At 39.3% G+C, this 21,951-nt stretch carries 18 protein-coding genes; 10 read left to right on the top strand and 8 right to left on the bottom strand.

Annotated elements, in window-relative coordinates:
* The first annotated feature begins 81 nt into the window (after positions 1–81).
* From rfaE2 to JWR87_RS16740, 3 genes are all read left to right on the top strand, one after another.
* Entirely contained in the window at positions 82–1,593 is a 1,512-nt protein-coding gene (gene rfaE2, locus JWR87_RS16750) for a D-glycero-beta-D-manno-heptose 1-phosphate adenylyltransferase (protein ID WP_297822277.1), read from the top strand.
* An 11-nt stretch (positions 1,594–1,604) separates the two neighbouring features.
* Positions 1,605–1,784 carry a hypothetical protein gene (locus JWR87_RS16745; RefSeq protein WP_297822275.1) on the top strand — a complete coding sequence of 60 codons (180 nt, stop codon included), beginning with the start codon at positions 1,605–1,607 and terminating at the stop codon, positions 1,782–1,784.
* A gap of 359 nt (positions 1,785–2,143) precedes the next feature.
* Positions 2,144–2,944 (top strand): glycosyltransferase, encoded by an 801-nt coding sequence (locus tag JWR87_RS16740; protein ID WP_297822272.1) that lies wholly within the window; start codon positions 2,144–2,146, stop codon positions 2,942–2,944.
* Between the two features lie 174 nt (positions 2,945–3,118).
* Here JWR87_RS16740 and JWR87_RS16735 read toward each other — a convergent pair whose 3' ends face one another.
* On the bottom strand, positions 3,119–3,634 hold the full coding sequence (locus JWR87_RS16735) for an acyl-CoA thioesterase (protein ID WP_297822270.1): 516 nt from the start codon (positions 3,632–3,634) through the stop codon (positions 3,119–3,121).
* Positions 3,635–3,898: 264 nt separating this feature from the next.
* Here JWR87_RS16735 and JWR87_RS16730 point away from each other — a divergent pair, with 264 nt between their 5' ends.
* From JWR87_RS16730 to JWR87_RS16705, 6 genes are all read left to right on the top strand, one after another.
* A complete protein-coding gene (locus JWR87_RS16730; protein ID WP_297822268.1) occupies positions 3,899–5,152 on the top strand; it encodes a proline dehydrogenase family protein in 1,254 nt (417 codons plus the stop codon).
* Positions 5,153–5,313: 161 nt separating this feature from the next.
* A complete protein-coding gene (locus JWR87_RS16725; protein WP_297822266.1) occupies positions 5,314–6,135 on the top strand; it encodes a thymidylate synthase in 822 nt (273 codons plus the stop codon).
* A 142-nt stretch (positions 6,136–6,277) separates the two neighbouring features.
* Complete coding sequence (locus JWR87_RS16720) at positions 6,278–6,769, top strand: dihydrofolate reductase (protein ID WP_297822264.1); 492 nt, start codon at positions 6,278–6,280, stop codon at positions 6,767–6,769.
* A 75-nt stretch (positions 6,770–6,844) separates the two neighbouring features.
* A complete protein-coding gene (locus JWR87_RS16715) occupies positions 6,845–7,642 on the top strand; it encodes a class I SAM-dependent methyltransferase (RefSeq protein WP_297822262.1) in 798 nt (265 codons plus the stop codon).
* 171 nt (positions 7,643–7,813) lie between these two features.
* Positions 7,814–9,181: an RNA methyltransferase gene (locus JWR87_RS16710; protein ID WP_297822259.1), complete on the top strand. Its 1,368-nt coding sequence runs from the start codon at positions 7,814–7,816 to the stop codon at positions 9,179–9,181.
* Between the two features lie 49 nt (positions 9,182–9,230).
* Complete coding sequence (locus JWR87_RS16705; protein WP_297822257.1) at positions 9,231–10,268, top strand: LysM peptidoglycan-binding domain-containing protein; 1,038 nt, start codon at positions 9,231–9,233, stop codon at positions 10,266–10,268.
* Positions 10,269–10,343: 75 nt separating this feature from the next.
* Here the strand turns inward: JWR87_RS16705 and JWR87_RS16700 are convergent, their stop codons facing one another.
* On the bottom strand, positions 10,344–11,054 hold the full coding sequence (locus JWR87_RS16700) for an ATP-binding cassette domain-containing protein (RefSeq protein WP_297822255.1): 711 nt from the start codon (positions 11,052–11,054) through the stop codon (positions 10,344–10,346).
* Between the two features lie 234 nt (positions 11,055–11,288).
* Positions 11,289–12,458 carry an AIR synthase-related protein gene (locus tag JWR87_RS16695; RefSeq protein ID WP_297822253.1) on the bottom strand — a complete coding sequence of 390 codons (1,170 nt, stop codon included), beginning with the start codon at positions 12,456–12,458 and terminating at the stop codon, positions 11,289–11,291.
* A gap of 176 nt (positions 12,459–12,634) precedes the next feature.
* Between JWR87_RS16695 and JWR87_RS16690 the strand changes: the two genes are divergently transcribed.
* Positions 12,635–13,573, top strand: a complete 939-nt coding sequence (locus JWR87_RS16690) for a bifunctional riboflavin kinase/FAD synthetase (RefSeq protein WP_297822251.1) — start codon at positions 12,635–12,637, stop codon at positions 13,571–13,573.
* Here the strand turns inward: JWR87_RS16690 and JWR87_RS16685 are convergent, their stop codons facing one another.
* The 5 genes from JWR87_RS16685 to JWR87_RS16665 form a co-directional block, all read right to left on the bottom strand.
* Positions 13,574–14,056, bottom strand: coding sequence for a YkgJ family cysteine cluster protein (locus JWR87_RS16685; RefSeq protein ID WP_297822249.1), 483 nt, complete (start codon positions 14,054–14,056; stop codon positions 13,574–13,576).
* Positions 14,057–14,462: 406 nt separating this feature from the next.
* A complete protein-coding gene (gene lon / locus JWR87_RS16680; RefSeq protein WP_297822247.1) occupies positions 14,463–16,865 on the bottom strand; it encodes an endopeptidase La in 2,403 nt (800 codons plus the stop codon).
* 172 nt (positions 16,866–17,037) lie between these two features.
* Positions 17,038–17,622 carry a porin family protein gene (locus tag JWR87_RS16675; protein WP_297822245.1) on the bottom strand — a complete coding sequence of 195 codons (585 nt, stop codon included), beginning with the start codon at positions 17,620–17,622 and terminating at the stop codon, positions 17,038–17,040.
* Between the two features lie 144 nt (positions 17,623–17,766).
* A complete protein-coding gene (locus tag JWR87_RS16670; protein ID WP_297822243.1) occupies positions 17,767–21,336 on the bottom strand; it encodes a S8 family peptidase in 3,570 nt (1,189 codons plus the stop codon).
* A gap of 64 nt (positions 21,337–21,400) precedes the next feature.
* On the bottom strand, positions 21,401–21,790 hold the full coding sequence (locus JWR87_RS16665) for a hypothetical protein (protein ID WP_297822241.1): 390 nt from the start codon (positions 21,788–21,790) through the stop codon (positions 21,401–21,403).
* Between the last annotated feature and the right edge of the window lie 161 nt (positions 21,791–21,951).

Below are 21,951 nucleotides of genomic sequence, written 5' to 3'. Positions count from 1 at the left end.
AGGTGTAGGTGTACGGCATAAGGTGTAGAGTAGACGGTCTTTGCCTTAAACCTTAAACCCTACACCTTAAACCTTTTAATTATGAAAGAAAAACTAAGCGACGTTATTGAGAACTTTAAAAACATGAAAGTTCTGGTAATTGGCGATGCTATATTAGACACTTATGTTAAGGGCGCTCCTGACAGGGTTAGTCGCGAAGCTCCCGTGTTGGTGTTTAATGTGGATGAACAGGAACACCAGTGCGGTGGAGCTGCCAATACTGCCATCAACGTTGCGGCACTAGGTGCAGAAACTTACTTTCTTACGGTTGTTGGTAGAGACTCCAGTTCGCGTGAATTAATGGATGTGCTGAAAAAACATAAAGTACGTACCGATTATATTCTTCGTGATAAAGGACGGGTAACTATTGCGAAAAAAAGAATCACCTCTGCCTCGCATCAATTAATGCGGATTGATGAAGGCACTACCTCTCCTATCAGCCAGATGTGCGAAAAGGACATGTTGCAACACGTCGCCGGATTATATCCAACTATAGATGCCATCATCGTTTCAGATTATGGTTTCGGTGTTATCACTTGCGGAATAGTTAATGGATTAAAAGAATTACTTGCCGTTGAACCAAAAATACTGGTGGCAGATGCAAGAGACCTAAGCAGGTTTAAATCGTTAAAACCTGATGCAGTTAAACCTAATTACGAAGAAACAATCAAGCTGTTACAAATAGAGAAAGCCAACTACAACCGGGCAGATCAAATACAGGAGTACAGCAGAAAACTTCACGAAATAACAGGTGCAAACAAAGTGGCCGTTACACTAGATGTAGACGGCGTTTTATTTCTCGAAAAAGGAAAATCGCCCTATAGAATTTTAGCTGTACCTCAAGATCATAAAAAAGCTATTGGCGCTGGTGATACATTTATTAGTGCTATGACCTTATCGCTTGCATCAAAGGTGAAGGGTGAAGTTGCAGTACAAATTGCTGCTGCTGCAGCGGCTGTTGTAGTGCAGAAAGAAGGTACGGCAGGTTGTTCAAATATTGAATTGAAAGCTTACTTCACAGCCGTACCCAAGTACATTACACAAACGGGTCAACTGTTGGAAATTTTGAAGGAATTGAAAAAGCAGGGCAAAAAAATCGTTTTTACAAACGGTTGTTTCGATATCATTCACAAGGGGCACATTGCTTTACTAAACAAAGCCCGTGAAGCAGGTGATATTTTAATTGTGGGCGTAAACAACGACAATAGTATTAGAAAGTTAAAAGGATCAGAAAGACCTATCAACAATCTAGAAGACCGGATCACAGTTTTGGCCGGCTTTCAAAGCGTTGATTATTTAATTGCCTTTGAAAATGAAAGCCCGGCCGAGTTGATCAAGGAAGTGCATCCTGATGTGTTTGTGAAAGGTGGCAACTATACAGAGACATCTATACCGGAAGCGCCTCTGCTAAAAAAGCTTGGATGCGAGGTAAAAATTGTTCCTTATATAGAAGAACATTCAACTACTCACATTATTAATAAAATTCGCGACATTAATCACGAGGTTGATATTGAGGTATCAACTAAAGACCTTTCTAAAGCGCATTTGAATTAAGGCGCTAATTAATGTTATCAAATACACAACCCATTTTAATAGTAGATGACAATTCTGATGATCCGTATTCTATAGAGGACGTCTGGAAGAAGTTGAACTATAAAAACGAATTAATCTTTTTCAAAAGCGGCGAAGAAGCTTCTGTAGCTTTTAGACTCAGAAAAGATGCCGCCCTTTCTTATTATTTCTGATGTTAACCTGTCAAAAAAAAAGGATGGACTTGAATTAAAAGAGAAATTACTTAAACACAAGGCGACAAAGTTTACCACGTTCCTTTTGGTTTTTTGGTCATCCTCTATGTTAACGCCCAGGTATAAAGGCTTACGACTTTGGAGTGAATCAAATTTTTGTAAAACAAAACAGTTTGAATTAAAAGTAAGGTGGCAGAAAGTTTCTCTTTTTGTTACAACCAGCACCTTTCATAGCATCATTGTTGCGTCGCATTACTTTCATCGGCACAGCAACTTGCATCTTTAGTTTTTATTACTAAAAGGCGCAGTGTTTTGGAGCATGTTTAAAAATTATTTTTAAAATTTATCTCATTTCGGTTATGGATATTACTATTCTAATACCAACATATAAAAGAGTAAAAGCGCTGGCTGTTACGCTAACAAGCCTCTACTATCAGTCAGAAACCAGCTTCAACATTGTTATAGCAGACCAATCGGGCGACGATGCTCTGGAAAAAGACGCAACGTTACAGACCATAAAGCGATTACTTCAATTAAAAGGCTGCCCTGTCTCCATTCTCAAAAACCTTCCACCAAAAGGGATGGCTCAACAAAGGCAGTTTTTGCTCGACAATTCCAACTCGAAATACAGCCTATTCCTCGACGATGACCTGGTTCTTGATTCTTATGTGGTTAAGAACATGAAACAGGTGTTGAAAAAGCAAGCCATAGGTTTTGTTGGCTGTGCAGTGATAGGCCTAAGCTATAAAGACGATGTACGGCCGCACCAACAGGAGATAGAATTCTGGCAGGGAGAAATAACTCCCGAAACAATTATTCCAAAAAGCAGCGAATGGGAAAGATACAGAGTTCATAACGCCGCTAATATTTACCACGTTGAACAGAAGTTCAACGCCACTCCTGACAATCCTATTCCTTACAAAATAGCATGGGTTGGGGGTTGTGTTATGTATGACACTGATAAGTTAAGGGAGATCGGAGGTTTTTCTTTCTGGAAAGAATTGCCAGATAAACATTGCGGCGAGGATGTGTTGGCGCAGTTAAGAGTGATGAAAAAATACGGTGGCTGCGGTATTCTTCCCAGCGGCGTATATCACCAGGAGCTCGAAACCACGGTGCCAGAGAGAAAGGTAAATGCTCCGGAATACCTGGAGATTTGATAAACGTTAGCAAAATTGAGAAGTAAGGCTGCTGCATTAACAACAAAATGTACAAGAGAGTGACACAACCAAAGTTGCAGAAAGTAACGCTGCTGATACCCACAAAAAAAATTTAGCAGCGCAAAATTTTAGAGAGTAGCAACAGCAGCTCTTTTAAAATTCACATACTTCAATCTACTGTTTAATAAAAAGAGCCTTCAATTCGTTGGCATCGTCTGGCTTCATTTTTCCACTTAGTATCAATCTTAGTTGCCTTCTTCGTAGTGCTCCATCAAACAACTGTTTCTCCTGCTCTGTTTCTGTAATTACCTGAGGTACCGATCTTGGTTTACCAGTTGGGTCAAGGGCCACAAAAGTAAAGTAAGCTTCGTTGCTCTCATACTGGTATTGACTCAAAATATCTTCGCCCCAAACTTTAAGATAAATTTCCATCGATGTATTAAATGCCCTGGTAATCTTGGCTTCTATGTGAACCACGTTTCCCAGCTTTATCGGGTTCTTAAAACTAAGGTTATCTACACTTGCAGTCATGCAGGGAAAGTTGCAATGTTTCGCCGAAGACATACTGGCGGCGATATCCATCCAGTACATTAGTCGTCCTCCCATTAGATTTCCGAAAGTGTTTGTGTCATTCGGTAATACCAGTTCGTTCATTATAATGAAACTTTCACTTGCTTTCCTTCCTTCCATTAAAACAATTTTCGCGAAGGTAAACCTGAAACCTCTAAAGGACTTAAAAACAAAATCGCGGCGACAATATTCTTACAAAGAGGTCTAACGGCAATTGCTACGACTTTCAGTTTTACCAATTTTCAAAACAAATTTACCATCTAAAAGCCACCCTGCTTATACAACAAACTTCTAGTCAACCACGTTTTATTACTAACAAAACAACAATAGTACCGGCAGTAACAATATTTTATAGTGATTGTGTTGTAAAAACAAAAGCGGCTTTTGACTTCGATATTTTTTACTTCTGCAAGCTCTACCGATATTCGTTGCGAAATTGCACGTAATTCTATGAACATCTCATTTGACAATAGCGAAAATGCCTTTGCATATAAAACGGACAAGGAGCTGAAAAATGCTCGTTTTCTTTTTTCGTCAATGGGTTTTCAGTGGGTAGTAGAGGCAGGTGTAAGGCTTACGCCATTTGCAATGAAGACCGGCTTACCTGTTCGCGGCTTAATACGTAAAACAATTTTTAAGCAATTTGTAGGTGGCGAAACCCTTGAAGAAACAGGCGCTGTTGGAGATGTTCTGAAAAAATTTGGAGTAGATGTCATTCTGGATTATGGTATAGAAGGCAAACAAGGTGAAGCTGATTTTGACCAGGCTACAGAAGAATTTATTAGAGTTATAAATTATGCCGCCACCAAAGACAACATTCCCTACATCAGTATAAAAGTTACAGGCTTTGCTCGTTTTAAATTACTTGAGCGACTTCATGGGGCTCCGCGGCTGCGATCAGGAATACATGACAATGAAGCAGAGATAGATGAATGGCAGCGGGTACGGGATAGAATGTTTCGTATATGTAGTGTGGCAGCAGAGAAAAACATAGGTGTGTTGGTGGACGCAGAAGAAAGCTGGATACAAGACCCTGTAGACCGGCTAACGATTGAAATGATGGAAATTTTCAACAAGGAAAAAGCCATCGTTTATAACACTATCCAGTTATACAGGCACGATAGGTTAGATTTTCTGAAGCTATCTTATCGCATAGCACAACAACAAAAATTTAAACTCGCAGTTAAGTTGGTGCGAGGCGCTTACATGGAAAAGGAAAGATCGCGTGCCGCATTAAAAGGGGTGCGATCACCTATACAACCAGACAAGCAAAGCACAGACGCAGATTACGATGCAGCTGTAGACTTTTGTATTTCCAACATCAACAATGTAGCGTGTATAGTTGCTACACACAACGAGAAAAGCAATTTAACAGCCGTAGCGCTTATAGAGGAAAAAGGCATCCCGTTCACACATCCTCATATCCATTTTTCACAGCTTTACGGTATGAGCGATCATATCACTTTCAATCTTGCAAAAGCAGGTTTATCAGTAAGTAAGTACCTGCCTTTTGGACCTATAACCGACGTCATCCCATACCTGATGAGGCGTGCCCAGGAAAATAGCAGTGTTAGCGGACAAACGGGAAGAGAACTAACATTAATAAAAAAAGAATTGAACCGAAGAAAGCAAAAGTGATTTTTTTTGTGTCCAACATTTGCCCCTCGGTAATCATTGTTGCGTCGCAATACGTTCATCTTTTAAAGCAAGATGGGGCTTTTTTCCACAATTGATTGCATTTCTCCCCATCGCACTAATCTCCTTCCCATTTACGATAGCTATCGGTAATTTGCGCTCCTATGCAACAGTATCAGCAACTTCTTCAGCATATTCTGGATAAGGGTGTAACAAAAACAGACCGAACCGGTACAGGAACAATCAGCGTTTTCGGCTATCAAATGCGTTTCGACCTTTCGCAAGGCTTTCCGATGGTAACAACAAAAAAGCTTCATTTAAAAAGTATTGTTTATGAGCTGCTCTGGTTTCTGAATGGTGACACAAATATTAAGTACCTGAATGATAACGGTGTGAGGATCTGGAATGAATGGGCCGACGAAAGTGGAAACCTTGGCCCTGTTTACGGCAAGCAATGGAGAAGTTGGGAAGGCGCCGACGGCAAAGTAATTGACCAGATTACAGATGTTGTTCAACAGATTAAAAATAACCCTCACAGTCGCAGAATGATTGTAAGTGCATGGAATGTTGGAGAATTGTCGGAAATGGCGTTAATGCCCTGTCATGCACTTTTTCAATTTTATGTTGTTCCGGCTAATGTAGAAAAAGGCGAAAAAAGAGGTAAACTTTCCTGCCAGTTATATCAAAGGAGTGCCGACGTATTTTTGGGAGTTCCTTTTAATATTGCCTCTTACGCTTTACTTACCATGATGATTGCAAATGTTTGTGATCTTGACTGCGGAGATTTTATTCATACTTTCGGCGATGTTCATATTTACAACAACCACATAGAGCAGGTAAAATTGCAACTGACAAGAACACCTTATACCCTACCTACCATTAAAATCAATCCCAACGTAAAAGATATTTTCGGTTTTACATTTGAAGATTTTGCCTTAGAAAATTACCAACATCATCCACCTATAAAAGCTGAGGTAGCAGTGTAGAAGAAGGAGGAAATCGGAAGCTGAAAATTGCAAGGCAATAGCAACTTGCTTGTAATTGGGGGCAAGTTCGAATATTAAAAATAATAGTCAAAAACCGGAAGCTCGAAGCTTGAGGCTAACAGCTTGCAGTAAAAAAAATTCCATGATAGTATCTCTTATAGTAGCTGCTACTTCAAATAATGTGATTGGTAAAAACAACGATCTGCCCTGGCGTTTGCCTAACGATATGAGGTATTTTAAAAATACCACCTGGGGTATGCCTGTTATTATGGGAAGAAAGACCTTTGAGTCAATGAGCGAATCTCTGGCAGGAAGAACAAACATTGTAATTACAAGGCAACCGAACTACAAGCCCAAAGATGCCGTTGTAGTTAATAATTGGAGCGATGCAGTTTTTGTAGCTAAAGACGCTGATTGCAAAGAAGTCTTCGTAATTGGAGGCGGTGAAATATTTAAAGACACCATAAAAAAAGCCGACCGAATATACATGACCCGAATTCATACAATTATCGATGGAGATGCTTTTTTTCCGGAGATCGATGAAAAGAAATGGAAACTTGTTTCGAAAAGAGACTGCCCGGCCGATATAAAACATAAATTCAATTATTCACTTGAAGTGTGGGAAAAGAAATAATAGACCCGAAGAAAAATACAAACAAGCCACTCATACTGCTCGTTCAATTAACCTCAATTTCGAAACCAATGTTCCATGTATTCTGCCCTTAAACTAGCTACAAAATACCTCTCTTATTATTTTACTGCTTCAAATGGAAAGGGCCACGGTGTGCATTCTCCATTTGTTTTTAATTTCATTACAAATGTTCTAAACGATCGTCGCACCTTTTATGCATACGAGGAACTGGAAACACTACGGCAGGATTTGATATCTGATAACCGGCAACTTACAATTGAAGATTTTGGCGCCGGTTCCGCAGTTACAAAGAGCAACGAACGGAAAGTAAAAAACATAGCCGGCTCTGCTTTAAAACATAAGAAATATGGGCAGTTGATGTTTCGAATGGTTGATTATTACAAGGCGAACACAATTGTTGAATTAGGAACATCACTCGGCATAACTACCGGTTATCTTGCTTCCGCAAATTTGAAAGGACAGGTGTATACCCTGGAAGGCGCAAGGCAAGTGGCAGAGGTAGCAAAGCAAAATTTTAAAAAGCTTTCATTAGAAAATATACAAGTTGTAGAAGGAAGCTTTGATGACACTTTGCAACCTCTTCTGGATAAAATCAATAAAGTAGACTTTGCATTTATCGACGGCAACCATCGCAGGGAACCTACTGTTCGGTACTTTGAGCAACTGCTTTCAAAAGCTTCAGAAAACTCAGTCTTTGTGTTTGATGATATTCACTGGAGTGAGGGAATGGAAGACGCCTGGACATCTATAAAACAACATGCTTCAGTAACACTTACAATTGACCTGTTTTTTATTGGCATCGTATTTTTTCGAAAAGAACAAAAGGTTGCACAGCACTTTAGTATTAGGTTTTAGAACGTGGTAACGTTGTATTGTATTATTTTTTTGTAATTGCTTCAGGTAAAGAATTCGGTTGCTATAAATGTAGAAGGATTGATTTTGATACAACCGATTGCAAAAAGCTATCGCGACCACAAGCCTAAGTAACCCTGATATTTGCACTATTGTAAACGTAAAATAAAAGTTTTGCCACAGGTTTTACCTAAAAATTTCATTGACTCTCTAGTTGGTTTGCCGGGTTTTGACGAGGACACTTTTATTAATGTTCATGAGAACGCCAGCCAGCTTACTTCTATACGCTTAAATCCATTAAAGCCTACGGCTGCAATAAATAATTTACCTGTTGAAAAAACGATTCCATGGTGTGACAACGGCAGGTATTTGTCAGAACGACCTTCGTTTACATTAGATCCTGTTTTTCATGGAGGAGCTTATTATGTGCAGGAAGCCAGCAGTATGTTTATTGATCATATTGTAAAGGAAATTTATAGAAATGAATCTCTACCCGAACGAGTCTTAGATCTTTGCGCTGCACCAGGCGGAAAAAGTACATTGTTGGCTGCTGCATTGCCCAAAAGTTTTATCATCTCTAATGAAGTGATTAAAACAAGGGTTGGAGTTTTAGCAGAGAACATTAGCAAATGGGGAAGTGATCATGTGATGGTCACCAATAATGATCCTAAAGATTTTAAAAAGCTTCCAGGTTATTTTGATTTAATGGTGGTTGATGCACCATGCAGCGGTAGCGGATTGTTTAGAAAAGATTTAAATGCAATAAATGAGTGGAGCGAAGCCAATGTTGAAATGTGTAGCCTAAGGCAGCAGCGAATATTAACTGATACTATAGGTTCATTAAGGCAAAACGGGATTTTGATTTACAGTACCTGTAGTTATAGCACGCAGGAAGATGAAGACATTTGCGATTGGATAATCGAGCAATTTAATTTGGAGTCAGTGAAAATTGCAATCGACCCTGCTTGGGGAATAGTAGAAACCTCGTCTGATAAACACGCTGCTTCAGGTTATCGTTTTTATCCAGATAAGGTGCAGGGAGAAGGTTTTTTTATAGCATGTTTTAAACAAACAAATACAGTAGATGAATATTATGGCTCTTATAGTAAAGTTGCCGTTGCACCCAAACAAATCCAGTCCATTGTTAATCCCTTTTTGAAAAATTCAGCAGATTATTTAATTAGTGATCAAAAAGAGATAGTTATAGCATCTCTAAAAAAATGGGAAGAAGACATTGCGACAGTTTCAAAAACTTTGAACGTAAGGAAGTCGGGAGTAGCCGTTGGAACAGTGAAAGGCAAAGACTTGATTCCGCATCATGAACTGGCTTTATCTCATTTACTAGCTGCTGCTATTCCATACGTTGACCTGCAGAAGGACGAGGCTTTAAAGTACTTGCGGCGGCAGGATTTGGTTTTTGAAAATGAGAAAAAAGGGTGGACAATTTGCCGCCATGGGGATATCAATTTGGGCTGGATGAAAGTTTTACCCAACCGTGTGAATAACTACTACCCTACAAACTGGAGAATTTTAAAAGCATAACTTTGGCCAACCCTTTAATGGCTATTTCTTATTTTGAAAACCCATTGTTATGAAAAAAATAATTCTCGTTGTTTCCTTTTTTTGTTCGGTTTTAGTTGCACAAAGTCAAAACCTAACTGTTGAAGGCACTGCTCCCAATTTATATATTACACATACCGTTGCCCCAAAAGAAAATTTTTATAGCATAGGCAGATTATATAATCAAACTGCAAAGTCTATTGCTTCATTTAATAGCGTTGTAATGGAGAAAGGGCTTGCAATAGGACAGCGCATAAAAATTCCTTTGAATGATCAAAACCTTGATGTTAATGGCACTTCGGGAGAAACTGTTCCACTAACCCGCATTGTTAGCAAAAGTGAAACACTCTCTAAAATTGGTACTGACCTTAATGTTTCCGCTCAATCAATTAAACAATGGAATAAACTCAGTTCTGACAATATTGCTCCTGGAACTCCCCTTGTAGTAGGTCACTTAAAAATGTCATCGACACCAGGAAATACCAAAGCGGCATTGAATGCTTCAGTAAATGATCAACCAATTGCTTCAAAACAGGAACCAGTGGCAGAGGTAAAGCAAGTTGCTGCTGAACTAAAAAAAGATGAAAGTGCCGCTGCACCTGTTGTAAAACCAGAACCTGTTAAACAGGCTGAAACGGTGGGGAACCCGCCAGTTAAAGAAGCGCTGGTAAAACAGGATGTTACAAAAGCAGAGGATACAAAGAAATCAGAAACTTATAGTTATTCAACTACCAACAGCCTTGGTTCTATTGAGGGTGTTTTTGCAAATGTGTTTACAACAGAGGCCTCACTAAAATCGATAAACAATAAGAGTGGTGAAGCGGCCACCTTTAAATCTACCAGCGGATGGCAGGATAAAAAATATTATGTTTTAATGAATGACGTTGCTCCGGGAACGATTGTAAAAATTGCATCAATGGAGAATAAAACTGTATATGCAAAAGTCTTAGGCAGTATGCCTGATATGAAAGAAAACAACGGCCTTTTGTTAAGAATAAGCAATTCTGCCGCCTCTCACCTTGGTATCATAGATCCAAAGTTTCCTGTGCAAATAAGTTACTATCAATAATTGTTGAAGGAGATTCTCAGAAACAGAAAAGCGGAATTGTAATTAGCAATTCCGCTTTTTTGTTTCTATAATTATTTAATAGCTAGTTACAGAAGCACTGTCATAAACCTGTCCTCTTTCGGTTTTCAACATGCGGGCGGGGTAGCGGTTTATCACGATATAATCATGGGTTGCCATAACAACCGCGGTATTAAAGTCTTTCGCTATTTGAAATAAAAGCTGCATAATCTCATCACTTGTTTCAGGATCAAGATTACCTGTGGGTTCATCTGCGAGTACGAGTTTTGGAGAGTTTAATAACGCGCGGGCAATATCAACTCTTTGCTGTTCGCCGCCGCTCATTTCAAACGGCATCTTAAAGCCTTTGCTTCGTAAGCCTACTTTATCTAACACGTCGTTTATCTTCTCTTCCATTAACTTGTTGTCTTTCCATCCTGTTGCTTTTAGTACAAATTTCAGGTTTTCATGAACATTACGATCGGTTAGTAATTGAAAATCCTGGAAAACAACCCCTAGAGACCTTCGTAAAAAGGGTACTTTTTTCCAGTTCATCTGGCGTAAATCGTAACCTGCTACTATTCCATTTCCCTCTCTTAAAGGAAGGTCGCCATATAATGTTTTCAACAAACTACTCTTTCCTGTACCTGTTTTTCCTACCAGGTATACAAACTCACCTTTATTTACATTGATATTGACGTCCTGCAAGATCAAATTCTCGCCTTGAAATATTTTAGCGTCTGATAACGATACTATTGACTCAGCCATTGCAATTATTGTTGTTGTCACAAAAATATTGTTTCAGTACAGTACTGCCTAACAATAATATATAACAGCGGGAAAAAAGCTGTTAATGTTAATTATTTAAAAGTAAAAACCAGTAAGCCAAAAAAGTTATGGCGTTTAATCAACCGAAAAAAAAATCCGGGTTGAAATACGAAAAGTTGATAATAAAATCCGGAGTACAAGGGAGTGACACAACGATGTTGAAAAAAGTTATCCGGCTTGTAAAATTGACCAGAACTAAAATGTAATCTCTCCAAAATTACCCCTTAGTATCAGCTCTTTTTTATTTAACGCTTCTGCTCTCCCGACTACTTTAGCTTCAATGCCAAATGCTGTTGCTATTGAAATAATGTCTTCAGCCTTGTCTTGCGGAGTAAAGATTTCTAATCTGTGGCCCATATTAAAAACCTGGTACATTTCGTTGTAGCTGGCCCTTGAGGCCTGCTGAATGATATTGAAAATAACAGGCGGTTCAAACAAGTTGTCTTTTACAATCCTCATGTTTCCGGGAAGATATTTCATACACTTTGTTTGGCCGCCACCGCTACAATGTATTAACCCATGAATATCTTCAAACTTTTCTTCCAATAACTTTTTTATAACAGGGGCGTAAGTTCGGGTGGGACTTAAAATAAGCTTTCCAATATTTGTTTTTACCCCGTCGACCTCGATCACATCTTTCAGACCGTGCTTGCCAATGTAAACCACCCCTTCGTTTAAATAAGGCTCAAAGGTCTGCGGGTATTCTGTAGCGTAGCTTTTATTCAGCACATCGTGACGGGCGCTGGTTAAACCGTTGCTACCAATTCCGCTATTGTACTCACTTTCGTAAGTAGCCTGACCTGAACTGGATAATCCAACGATTACATCACCTGGTTGTATTCTATCATTTGTTACGAGTTTAGCTTTGGGCCATCTTGCAGTCATCGTTCCATTTACCGCTATGGTTCGAACCACGTCGCCAACATCTGCTGTTTCTCCGCCGAGGTAATGAATGTTTACGCCAAAACCTTTTAACCAGTCAAATATTTGCTGTGTTCCATTGATGATGGCTTCGAGCACTTCGCCGGGAATATGTTGTTTATTTCTGTCTATGGTAGAAGAAAATAACAAATTATCATAAATACCTACACACAGCAAGTCGTCAATATTCATAACAACCGCATCCTGGGCAATTCCTTTCCAGACAGTTATGTCGCCGGTTTCTTTCCAATAAAGGTAGGCAAGTATGCTTTTAGTGCCTGCTCCATCTGCGTGCATGATGTTTACCCAGTTATTATCGTTCCCTAAAAAATCATTATAAATCTTGCAAAATGCATTTGGAAACAAGCCCTGATCAAGATGTTTTGTAGCGGCATGAACTTCTTCTTTTTGGGCAGAAACACCACGTTGAGAATATAAAGACATTTTGACTAAAAGTATTTAAGTGGCTGCAAATGTACGGGAGAAGACCTTTAGTTGCCCCTTACCAGTTGGCGGTCTTTATTAACACAAGCACCCAACTTCAACAGGTAAGAGGTACAGGTAGCTGCCCACTGCCATCTCTCTAACTGGCAACTTTCTCTTAGCTTTGCCCGATAATTATGATACAGGTTCACAGAGATTTGGAGCAGCTACCCCCGTTTAAAAATGCTGTAATAACTATTGGCACTTTCGACGGGGTTCATTTAGGTCATCGGCAAATAATTAAACTGCTAAAAGAACATGCAGCGTTTAATGGTGGTGAAACTGTTATCATCACTTTTCATCCCCACCCGAGAAAAGTGGTAGCTCACGGAAAAACTGACGTGAAGATCCTTAACACGTTACCCGAAAAAATTGCATTATTAGACAAACTGGGAATCGATCATTTGGTTGTTGTTGCTTTTGATGATGCATTTGCAAACCAAACTGCTGATGAATACATCACTAACTTTCTTGTAAAGAAATTCAATCCTCAAATCATCATTATCGGCTACGATCACCGGTTTGGTAAAAACAGGTCGGGCGATTATCACTTACTTGAAAAGCTGGGTGAGACATTTGGTTATAAGGTGAAAGAAATTCCTGAGCACGTGCTAAACGAAATAATTATCAGCTCAACTAAAATCAGGGAAGCTTTATTGAAAAGTGATGTAAATACTGCCAATAATTTTCTTGGCTACAAGTACTTTTTCGAGGGGAAAGTGGTTGTAGGAAATAAGTTGGGAAGAACCATTGGTTACCCTACTGCTAACCTGGCAATTGACGACGAAGAAAAACTGGTACCCGGAAACGGCGTGTATGCTGTAGAACTTACGATTGAAGAGGATAAAGCCGTATTTAAAGGAATGATGAACATTGGTGTAAGGCCCACAGTAGATGGATCGCAAAGAACCATTGAGGTAAATATATTTAATTTTGACAAAGACATTTACGGGCAGAAGATGCATGTGCATGTAGCCGCCTACCTGCGGGACGAAGTAAAATTTGCAGGACTAGACGCATTAAAAGAACAACTGGCAAAGGATAAAACCGAGGCACAACAGAAATTAAACACCTAGCTATTTTACTGCAATTAACCTTTCAAGAACAAAATGAACGATAGGGCAAAAAGTAGAATTTTTGAGTGTAATCTGCGGCCTTTTTAGTAAAACATCTTCGTCGGTGTAAGGAAACCTTGAGCAATCGCCCGGTCGGTCTTCGTAAATACTACAATAATTGCCGGCACCTAAAAAAGGGCATGGAGCAGTTTTAGCAACATAGTCCCCATCACTATCAAGGTTTAGATATGTAGCAATAAAGCTGCCTTCTTTCATCTTAAGGCTCTTGCTTATTCTCTTTATATCTGTCGTTTTAAAACGCGGCGAGTAGCCCTTGCAACAGTTACCACAACTTAAACAATCTATTTTTTCAAAAGCCTCTTCGTTTAAATCGGGCAGCCTTTTTAGAACCTTATTTTTATCGGCTCTTTGCAAAAATTGCCTGTACTGCTTCTGATGATCAGTAGATTGCTTTTCCCACCCTTCTGTAATATTACGGGCCATTTGTTAAAGTAAGGGGCGAAGGTAATTTTAATAGATAAAAAGTTATGATGAGCATTCGTTAATGTTATTGCCTACACCCTCGCCTTTTTTACTAAATCTCTAAAAAGTTCCCCCTATGGTTTGCTGATGAAGTGATTGCGACGCAACGATGATGACATGGAAGACTACTGCAGGTATTAAAAAGATTCTTAAACAAAAATTGAAAAACAAGGTGAAAGATTTTTGTGAACAAGCGGTGGACCTTCGTTCAACATCGTTGTGTCACTCACTTGTACTTGTATAACATTTATTCGGCTTAATGCTCCTGGCAGTATAGGGCTATATTCAATATTGAGCATTGAGTATTGAACATGGGCTGTTTTCGCTCTAATGTTCAATACTCATCGCTTTTAATACCCAACTTTTGTTATACAAGCGCAAGATCCAGCACCTGCTGCATGTTTTTTACATAGTGAAATGTAACGCCCTTTATAAATTCAGTATCAATCTCATTTACATCTTTCTCATTTTGCCAGCATAAGATAATTTCTTTCAATCCTGACCGTTTCGCCGCCAGCACTTTTTCCTTGATGCCTCCTACCGGCAGCACCTGGCCTCTCAAGGTTATTTCACCTGTCATAGCCAGGAAAGGTTTCACCTTGCGGCCAGAAAAGGCACTCGCTAAAGATGAAAACATGGTGATACCGGCGCTAGGACCATCTTTGGGAACTGCACCTTCCGGTACGTGTACATGAATGGTTTTCTTTTGAAATAACTCGGGGTCAATATTAAATTTCTTAGCGTTCGCCTGCAGGTAACTCAATGCTGTAGATGCACTTTCCTTCATTACATTACCCAGGTTACCCGTAAGCTGCAAGTTAGGTTTGCCATCACTTAAAATTGTTTCAATAAATAAAATATCACCGCCAACATACGTCCAGGCAAGACCAACCGCTACACCGGGAAGATTAATGGTTTTGTAAATTTCGTTGCTGTATTTTGCCGAGCCTAAAATATTCTCAATATCCTGGATTGTTAGCGTTGCTTTTACTTTTCCCTTTACCGCCATCTCTTTGGCCTGGTACCGCATGATTGATGCAATTTGCCTGTCCAACTCGCGTACCCCACTTTCACGCGTATAAGTTTCAATCACCTTTTCAAGAACTTTGTCTGCAATTTTAAAGCTTCCATTTTTTAAACCATGAGCCTCAAATTGTTTTGGAAACAAATGCACTTTGGCTATCTGCACTTTTTCTTCGATAGCATACCCGCTTAAGTCAATTATTTCTAACCTATCTCTTAACGCCGGCTGAATCTCATTAATGTTATTGGCAGTAGCTATAAATAAGACCTTGCTTAAATCGTATTCAAGCTCAAGGTAGTTATCATAAAAAGTATGGTTTTGCTCCGGATCTAAAATCTCCAGCAACGCGCTACTCGGATCTCCGCGATGATCACTTCCTACCTTATCAATTTCATCCAAAATAATAACAGGATTGCTGCTTTTTATCTTTCTGATGCTTTGTATAATCCTACCGGGCATTGCCCCGATATACGTTTTTCTATGGCCCCTTAATTCACTTTCGTCATGCAATCCGCCCAGGCTCAGACGCACATATTTTCTTTCAACAGCATTTGCAATACTTCGCCCAAGAGAGGTTTTACCAATACCCGGAGGTCCAATAAAACAAAGTATAGGGCTCTTCATATCACCCTTTAATTTTAGCACTGCCAGGTATTCCAAAATCCTCTCCTTAATTTTCGTCATACCATAATGATCATTGTCCAAAACCTGTTTTGCTTTCTTTAAATCATAACTGTCTTTGGTATATTCTTCCCATGGCAGGTCGAGCAACAAGTCGAGATGGTTGTACACGACAGAGTAATCAGGCGTGCTTGGATGCATTCTTTCCAGCTTTTCTATACTGCTCTTAAAAAGGTTCTTAGCTGCCTGCGGCCACTTTTTTCCCTCACCTTTTTTTCTCATTTCAGCCAACTCGCGATCGTTCAAATCGCCACCCAGTTCCTCTTTAATACTTTTTAGCTGTTGCTGTAAAAAATATTCCCGTTGCTGCTTATCAAGTTCGGTACGGGTTTTATTAGTAACCTTATTTTTAAGTTCAGCAAACTGTAGCTCTTTTTGCAAAATGTGCATTAATTCTTCCGCTCTCTCTTTCACATCTTCTATCTCAAGCAGCCTTTGCTTTTCACCAATTTCGCTATTTAAATTGCTGCTAACGAAATTGATTAAAAAAGAAGGGTTTTCAATATTCTTCAAAATGATAGAAGCTTCTGTAGGAATATTTGGAGACATGGAAACGATCTGCCCTGCCACGTCTTTTATGTTGCTTACGTACGCTCCAAAATCTTCATCAACAGGTATAATGTCTTCATCAAGCAATTTTACTCTGGCTTTAAAGTAAGGATCTTCAGTAGTGATTTCCTCCAGCAAAAAGCGCTTTTTTCCCTGGATAATAATGGTAGTTCCGCCATCTGGCATTTTAATTAGCTTCACTATCTTGGCTATAGTTCCGATTAAACACAGATCCTTTACTTCAGGATCTTCGATAGTGCTGTCTTTTTGTGCAAGTACACCTATTAACTTATTTGTTTTATACGAGTCGTTTACAGCTTTAATGCTTTTATCACGGCCAACTGTTATGGGTAACACTACACCAGGAAATAGAACAGTATTTCGCAGAGGAAGAATAGGAAGATTCTCAGGAACATGGGTTATTTTATCACTTTCATTCTCGTGCTCGTTTATAGGAATTATTGGAATAAAGTCAGTATCATCTTCAGAATGCAAATAAAAATTCTTTTGAATCATAGTAAATTTTAGTAGACAAATTGTCGCTACAAGACATCAGGAACAGGATTGAATTAATGGTATTAGAACTTTCAATATTAATGCCATTTGAATTAAATGGTGCCGAAGGTAACAAAGTGGCATAAAAAAAGCATTGCCGTAAGACAATGCAAGAAAATTATTTACGTGGTCTTTATAAACTGATACCAACACCCAATTGCAATTGCTGACTTTTCCATTTGTCCTGGGTACCAACATCGTTCAAATTATTTAAGCCAATATTGTAACGTCCGTACACACGCAGCATCTTCAAGTTCACGGTAGCGCCACCTACCAAGGCTAAATCGCCGCTTTTGAAAGCTTCTTTGCCATTGTTCCAAAGCGTTTCGTTTTTATTAAGCAAGATGCCAAACTGGGGGCCTACATTCAGGGTTAAAAGACTTCCAACATTATAACGCAACAATATCGGGATCGTCAAATAATTTAATTTGATATCCTTTGTATTTTGTTGAAAGTTATTAGTTATATCACTCAAATTTGAGCTGGACTTGGTGTTCGTTTGGTTCCAAACAACTTCCGGCTGTATACCCCATTTACTTGTTACATCAATTTCGGCAAAAGCTCCTACATGGTAGCCAAGCTCGTAGCCATCCTTAAAGGCCTGACCTGAAATCTTGGTCTGATTTGATCCAATCTTTCCGCCAAAATTAAATTTCTGAGCATTTGCAACTCCCATCATCGCCACCAACATTACGGTAAGTCCTAGTAGTTTTTTCATATTCTTGGTTTTCGATCAAAAGTTCAATTGTTATGCCAGAAACTTTTCTCCAGCCTTTCCTAAACCAACCTGGGTTTTATTAATAATACTTTAACAACCAAGCAATTAAGTACGAATTTGTTAACTATAAAATGATGACAAATATTAGTTTACAACAATCTTATCAGTTATTATAACGGTATTGTCATCCCTAATCGTATAAAAATAAACGCCACTACTCGCTAATCTTAAATTTATACTTTGCAACCCGTTTATAAGTACTCTTGTAAACAACTGTCGCCCAATTGCATCATATACCGTCAAACTTCCCTTCGTTCCCGTAAAACTTACATGAACGCTGGAGCCTCTGCTGAAAATGGTAGGATAAAGTTTCGTTACCGGCTGACTACTATTTTGCAATTGTACCATGTCTGAATAAACAGAATTACCTGCACTGGAAATTTTTAAACGGTAATAGTTGTTACCATTAAGAGGAGATGGATCGTCAAGAGTAAAAGGTTGTAAGCAACGGTCAAGAGCGGTAGTAACGGTTCCAATTGAACTAAAATCGATACCATTACTGCTTCTTTCAACATCAAAAATTGTACTGGTACTGGAGCAATTTACCTTCCAGGTTAAGGCGTTAACAGTACCTTGGGTGTTCCCTCTAAAATATTCAATAACAGTAGGGGTGGTGCCAGTAGCAGTCTGCACAATAAAGCCGCCAAAACCGGTTACGTTAAAAGTTACTTCCCACCGGTTAAATTCTGCATTCCAAACAATATCTCCTTCAGCCGGATCAATAATCGTTGGAGTTCCGGTATATGAACCAGGCAAACCACTGTTGTCACTGCTTGCTCCCAAATATTTTACAACTCTGAGATTGGCCTTACCTGCAACGTCGGTTGGATTACCAGGTAGATCTAAAGTGCTACCCGGATCATTATTATAAGCAGTAAATTCGGCTTGTGTAAAGTATAACGTAACTGTTGCCGTGGCAGCAGTACCTATAGCGGGGGTAATTTGGTAACGTCTTTGTACATAAGGAAGCGTTCCTACTCTCGGAACTGAGCCCTCTAACCAAACCCTGCTTGTTACAGATCCGGTTACGGGATTCAGACCTGCCGGAATTACCTGGTTGATTAGTTGACAACTGGCATTTATAAACTGGTTGCTACTGTTAATATTCCTGGTGTCACCAGAAGTAGCAGTAGCGATAGGGCCTGTTGATTGAATATTATTATAAACTACAGAACGTATTTTAAGGTCGGCATTAATAATGCCCCAGCTTGAGCCGCTGTTTGTTGAGCTTACTGAACGGTTATCTAACTGTAATCTTTCTGCACCCACGCTCCAATCATCGCTACTTGTTGCATCTCTATAAATAATTATAAAATAATCGATACCACTGGCTACAGTTACATTAAGAGCACTCATATCAAAATAATTCCATGAATACTTTTGAACCAGGTTTGTTGGTACACCCAGAGTTCCCAATAGCGTTCCCGGACTACCTGAATTGCTTGTTCTTACTTCAACTATCATACTTGTTCCAAAACCTAATGTTTGATAATACACCCCTCCTAATTTTCCTGAAATGTCTGGAGTAAACCTTACGCCCAATCTTTCTGTAGTTCTTCTAAATCCAGTTTGTTCTGAGTTTCTGGTTGAAGAGTCGTATTTATATGTTCTACGTTCAGCAGGACCACAATTAAATAGTAACGCAGCAGCTTTGTATACATCCAACTTTCCATAACCCCAGGCATTATTAGGGGTAGGACTTGCTAATTCTGTTATCCCTCCCCTGGTGGCAGCGGACGTAATCCACGTCTTCAATTGAGAAGATGTAGCTGCACTATTTGCCTGTAGTAGTAAAGCTAAAGCGCCTGTAAGTCCCGGGGTTGCCATGCTGGTTCCCGACCGTACATTATACAATCCCTTTTCAATTAAAGAAACAGAATCGGCCCGGCTTATATTAGATGATAAGCAAGAAACTACCATTTGTCCATTAGCAGTTATTTCGGGCTTTAATACATTGTCTCTTCTCGGGCCGGGTGAGCTAAAAGGGGAAAGACTATCCTCTCTTACGGGAGTCGAATAACTATTGTTAAAAGCGTTATACCATGTATTTCTCGCTGCAAACGAACCTACAGTAATTGCGGAGGCAGCGTTTCCAGGTGAACTTACCAGGTAGTTATTGTCGCCGTTTACAAGTACAGTTGGCGGGAAAGCATTGTTAACTCTATATAACCAACCGTCTAATTTAAGGATGGTAGCAGTGTTATTTGTAAGCGTTAATGTGTAAGTACCTGCTGCAGATGCACTATTCGATCCACTGCGTTCGACCCTAACCTGAACATAGCGGTTATTATTAGCAGGGTCCACATTGTTAGTCACGAAAACGGTAAAATTGCTATTTAAGATGTTTCCACTTGTAGATTGTCCTGCTACTGCCGTCACAGAACCTCCCCCAGGTGTAGTAAGCGTGGCATTTATAGAAGCGCTAGAATTAGCATAAATTTCATAAGAAAACACATCTGTACCAGTTGTCATAGGCGGTGCATTGAAAGTTACTGAAGCTGAAAGATTAGCTCCTAAGTTTAACTGGTTGTGCTTTCTAGAGCCCCCCTCATTACCTGCTGATACTGCTACAGCCCTTCCTGGAGCGGACGCTGTAAAATTATCAATAGCCACCTCTACTGGCCTGGTACCGTCATGAGGACCAAACAAGCTTCCCGAACTTAGATTTAATACTACAGGCTTTCCTAAGGTCGTTGATAATGTCTTAAGGTAAGTAATGGCATCAATCACCCTATTATCACTAAAAGTGCTATCTCCCCCTTTTATAACAATAATATCGGCCTCCGGCGCCATCCCTGTATATTTTCGCGAAGGCAAAGCGCTACCATTACCTGTAGCCGTACCAGCCACGTGTGTCCCATGACCATCCGTGTCTCTTTCTCTTACAAAATTTGCAGGAGTGCCATCAATTTCATTATTAATTTGGGTCTGCGTGTACTCAACACCGTAGCTAAAACCAGTTGGAGGCGCTTCACCAGAAACTGCTGTTATCGTTTGATCCCATATTCTTAATATCCTGCTTTTAGAAGTATCATCGGGGCTTCTAAAATCTAGATGCTTCCAGTCAATACCCGAATCGAAGATGGCTACAATTACATTCCTTCCTTTATAAACCGTGTTGTTCAACCTCCTTTCATGCAGTAGTGATGCACCTGAACTTCCCACCACCAGGTCATTCCCTTTATGTAAAGTTTGTGGTGCTTCAATATAATCAACCAAGGGCATTGAAGCCATTTTACCAATTTGATCTAAAGTAGCCCAGGCGGTAGCGAAAGTTGGAAAGTAAGAGTTTATTACTATTCCGCTATCAGATAAAGCCTTGGCATATTTCGTATATACAACACATTCGTATCTTTCTTCGATAGTGGAATTGGGGAAGGAAAAGCCTTTTGTTGGACTAACTCTTTTTACAAACGCGGGTAAACTATTAATATCGGAAGTTCTTGTTTTTGCAGCTTCAATAAGATACCTGTAAACAGGATCAATTTTATACCCAATTACTCTGTCCTGCCCCGAAGCTGAAAACTGAACAAATAATAAAATCAGGTAAAGAACATATTTCTTCAGCTCGCCAGGTAAACCGCAGTGTTTTGTGAAAATAGATAAATTAGCAAAAGCGCGTTTATCAATATCTATGTAAGTAAATCTCTTCATTCTCGTTGATTAATAGGTTGGTTAGCTTTTATCAAATAACGTTAAGACTAATCCCCCTGTTTTCTTAGTTTGGATAATTGGTTTCAGGCGCCTCTATGTACGTCACCTCTTCCATTGTTGCCATTTGTTCAATTTGGGCTAGTGTGGCTCGGGCAGTTACAAACGTAGGTAGTGTTGAACCAACAATTATTCCTTTGTCTTTTAAAGTCTTCGCGCTTTTTGTATATACGATACAATCATATATTCTTCTTTCCAATTCGCTTTTTAACACACTTCCTTTTGCTGCTGGCTTAGAGCCTAAGCATTTTTTATTTAAAGCAATCTTTTTTGTTTTGTAAGTGGAAATCAGAGACCTAAACACCGGGTCTATCTTATCCTCGTTTTTTATATTTTGAGCGTAGGGCAAGGTGTAAAAAAATAGTAAAACAAGTAGTATCGTAATTTTATTGTTCATTGTAAGTAAACCTCTTTTTCATCTCATGCTCGTTTGAACGTTACCATTATTTCCAGTTAAATAAAGTTTGATTACAATAACAAGATAACAACTGACCGGCAACTTCAGGTTATTTTAGAAATAATAGTACAGGTCAAAATTGTTCGGCTAATTGTAGGTAC

The sequence above is a fragment of the Segetibacter sp. genome (assembly GCF_025963695.1).
Lineage (GTDB): Bacteria > Bacteroidota > Bacteroidia > Chitinophagales > Chitinophagaceae > Segetibacter.
This window is presented reverse-complemented; position numbering and strand designations above follow the sequence as displayed.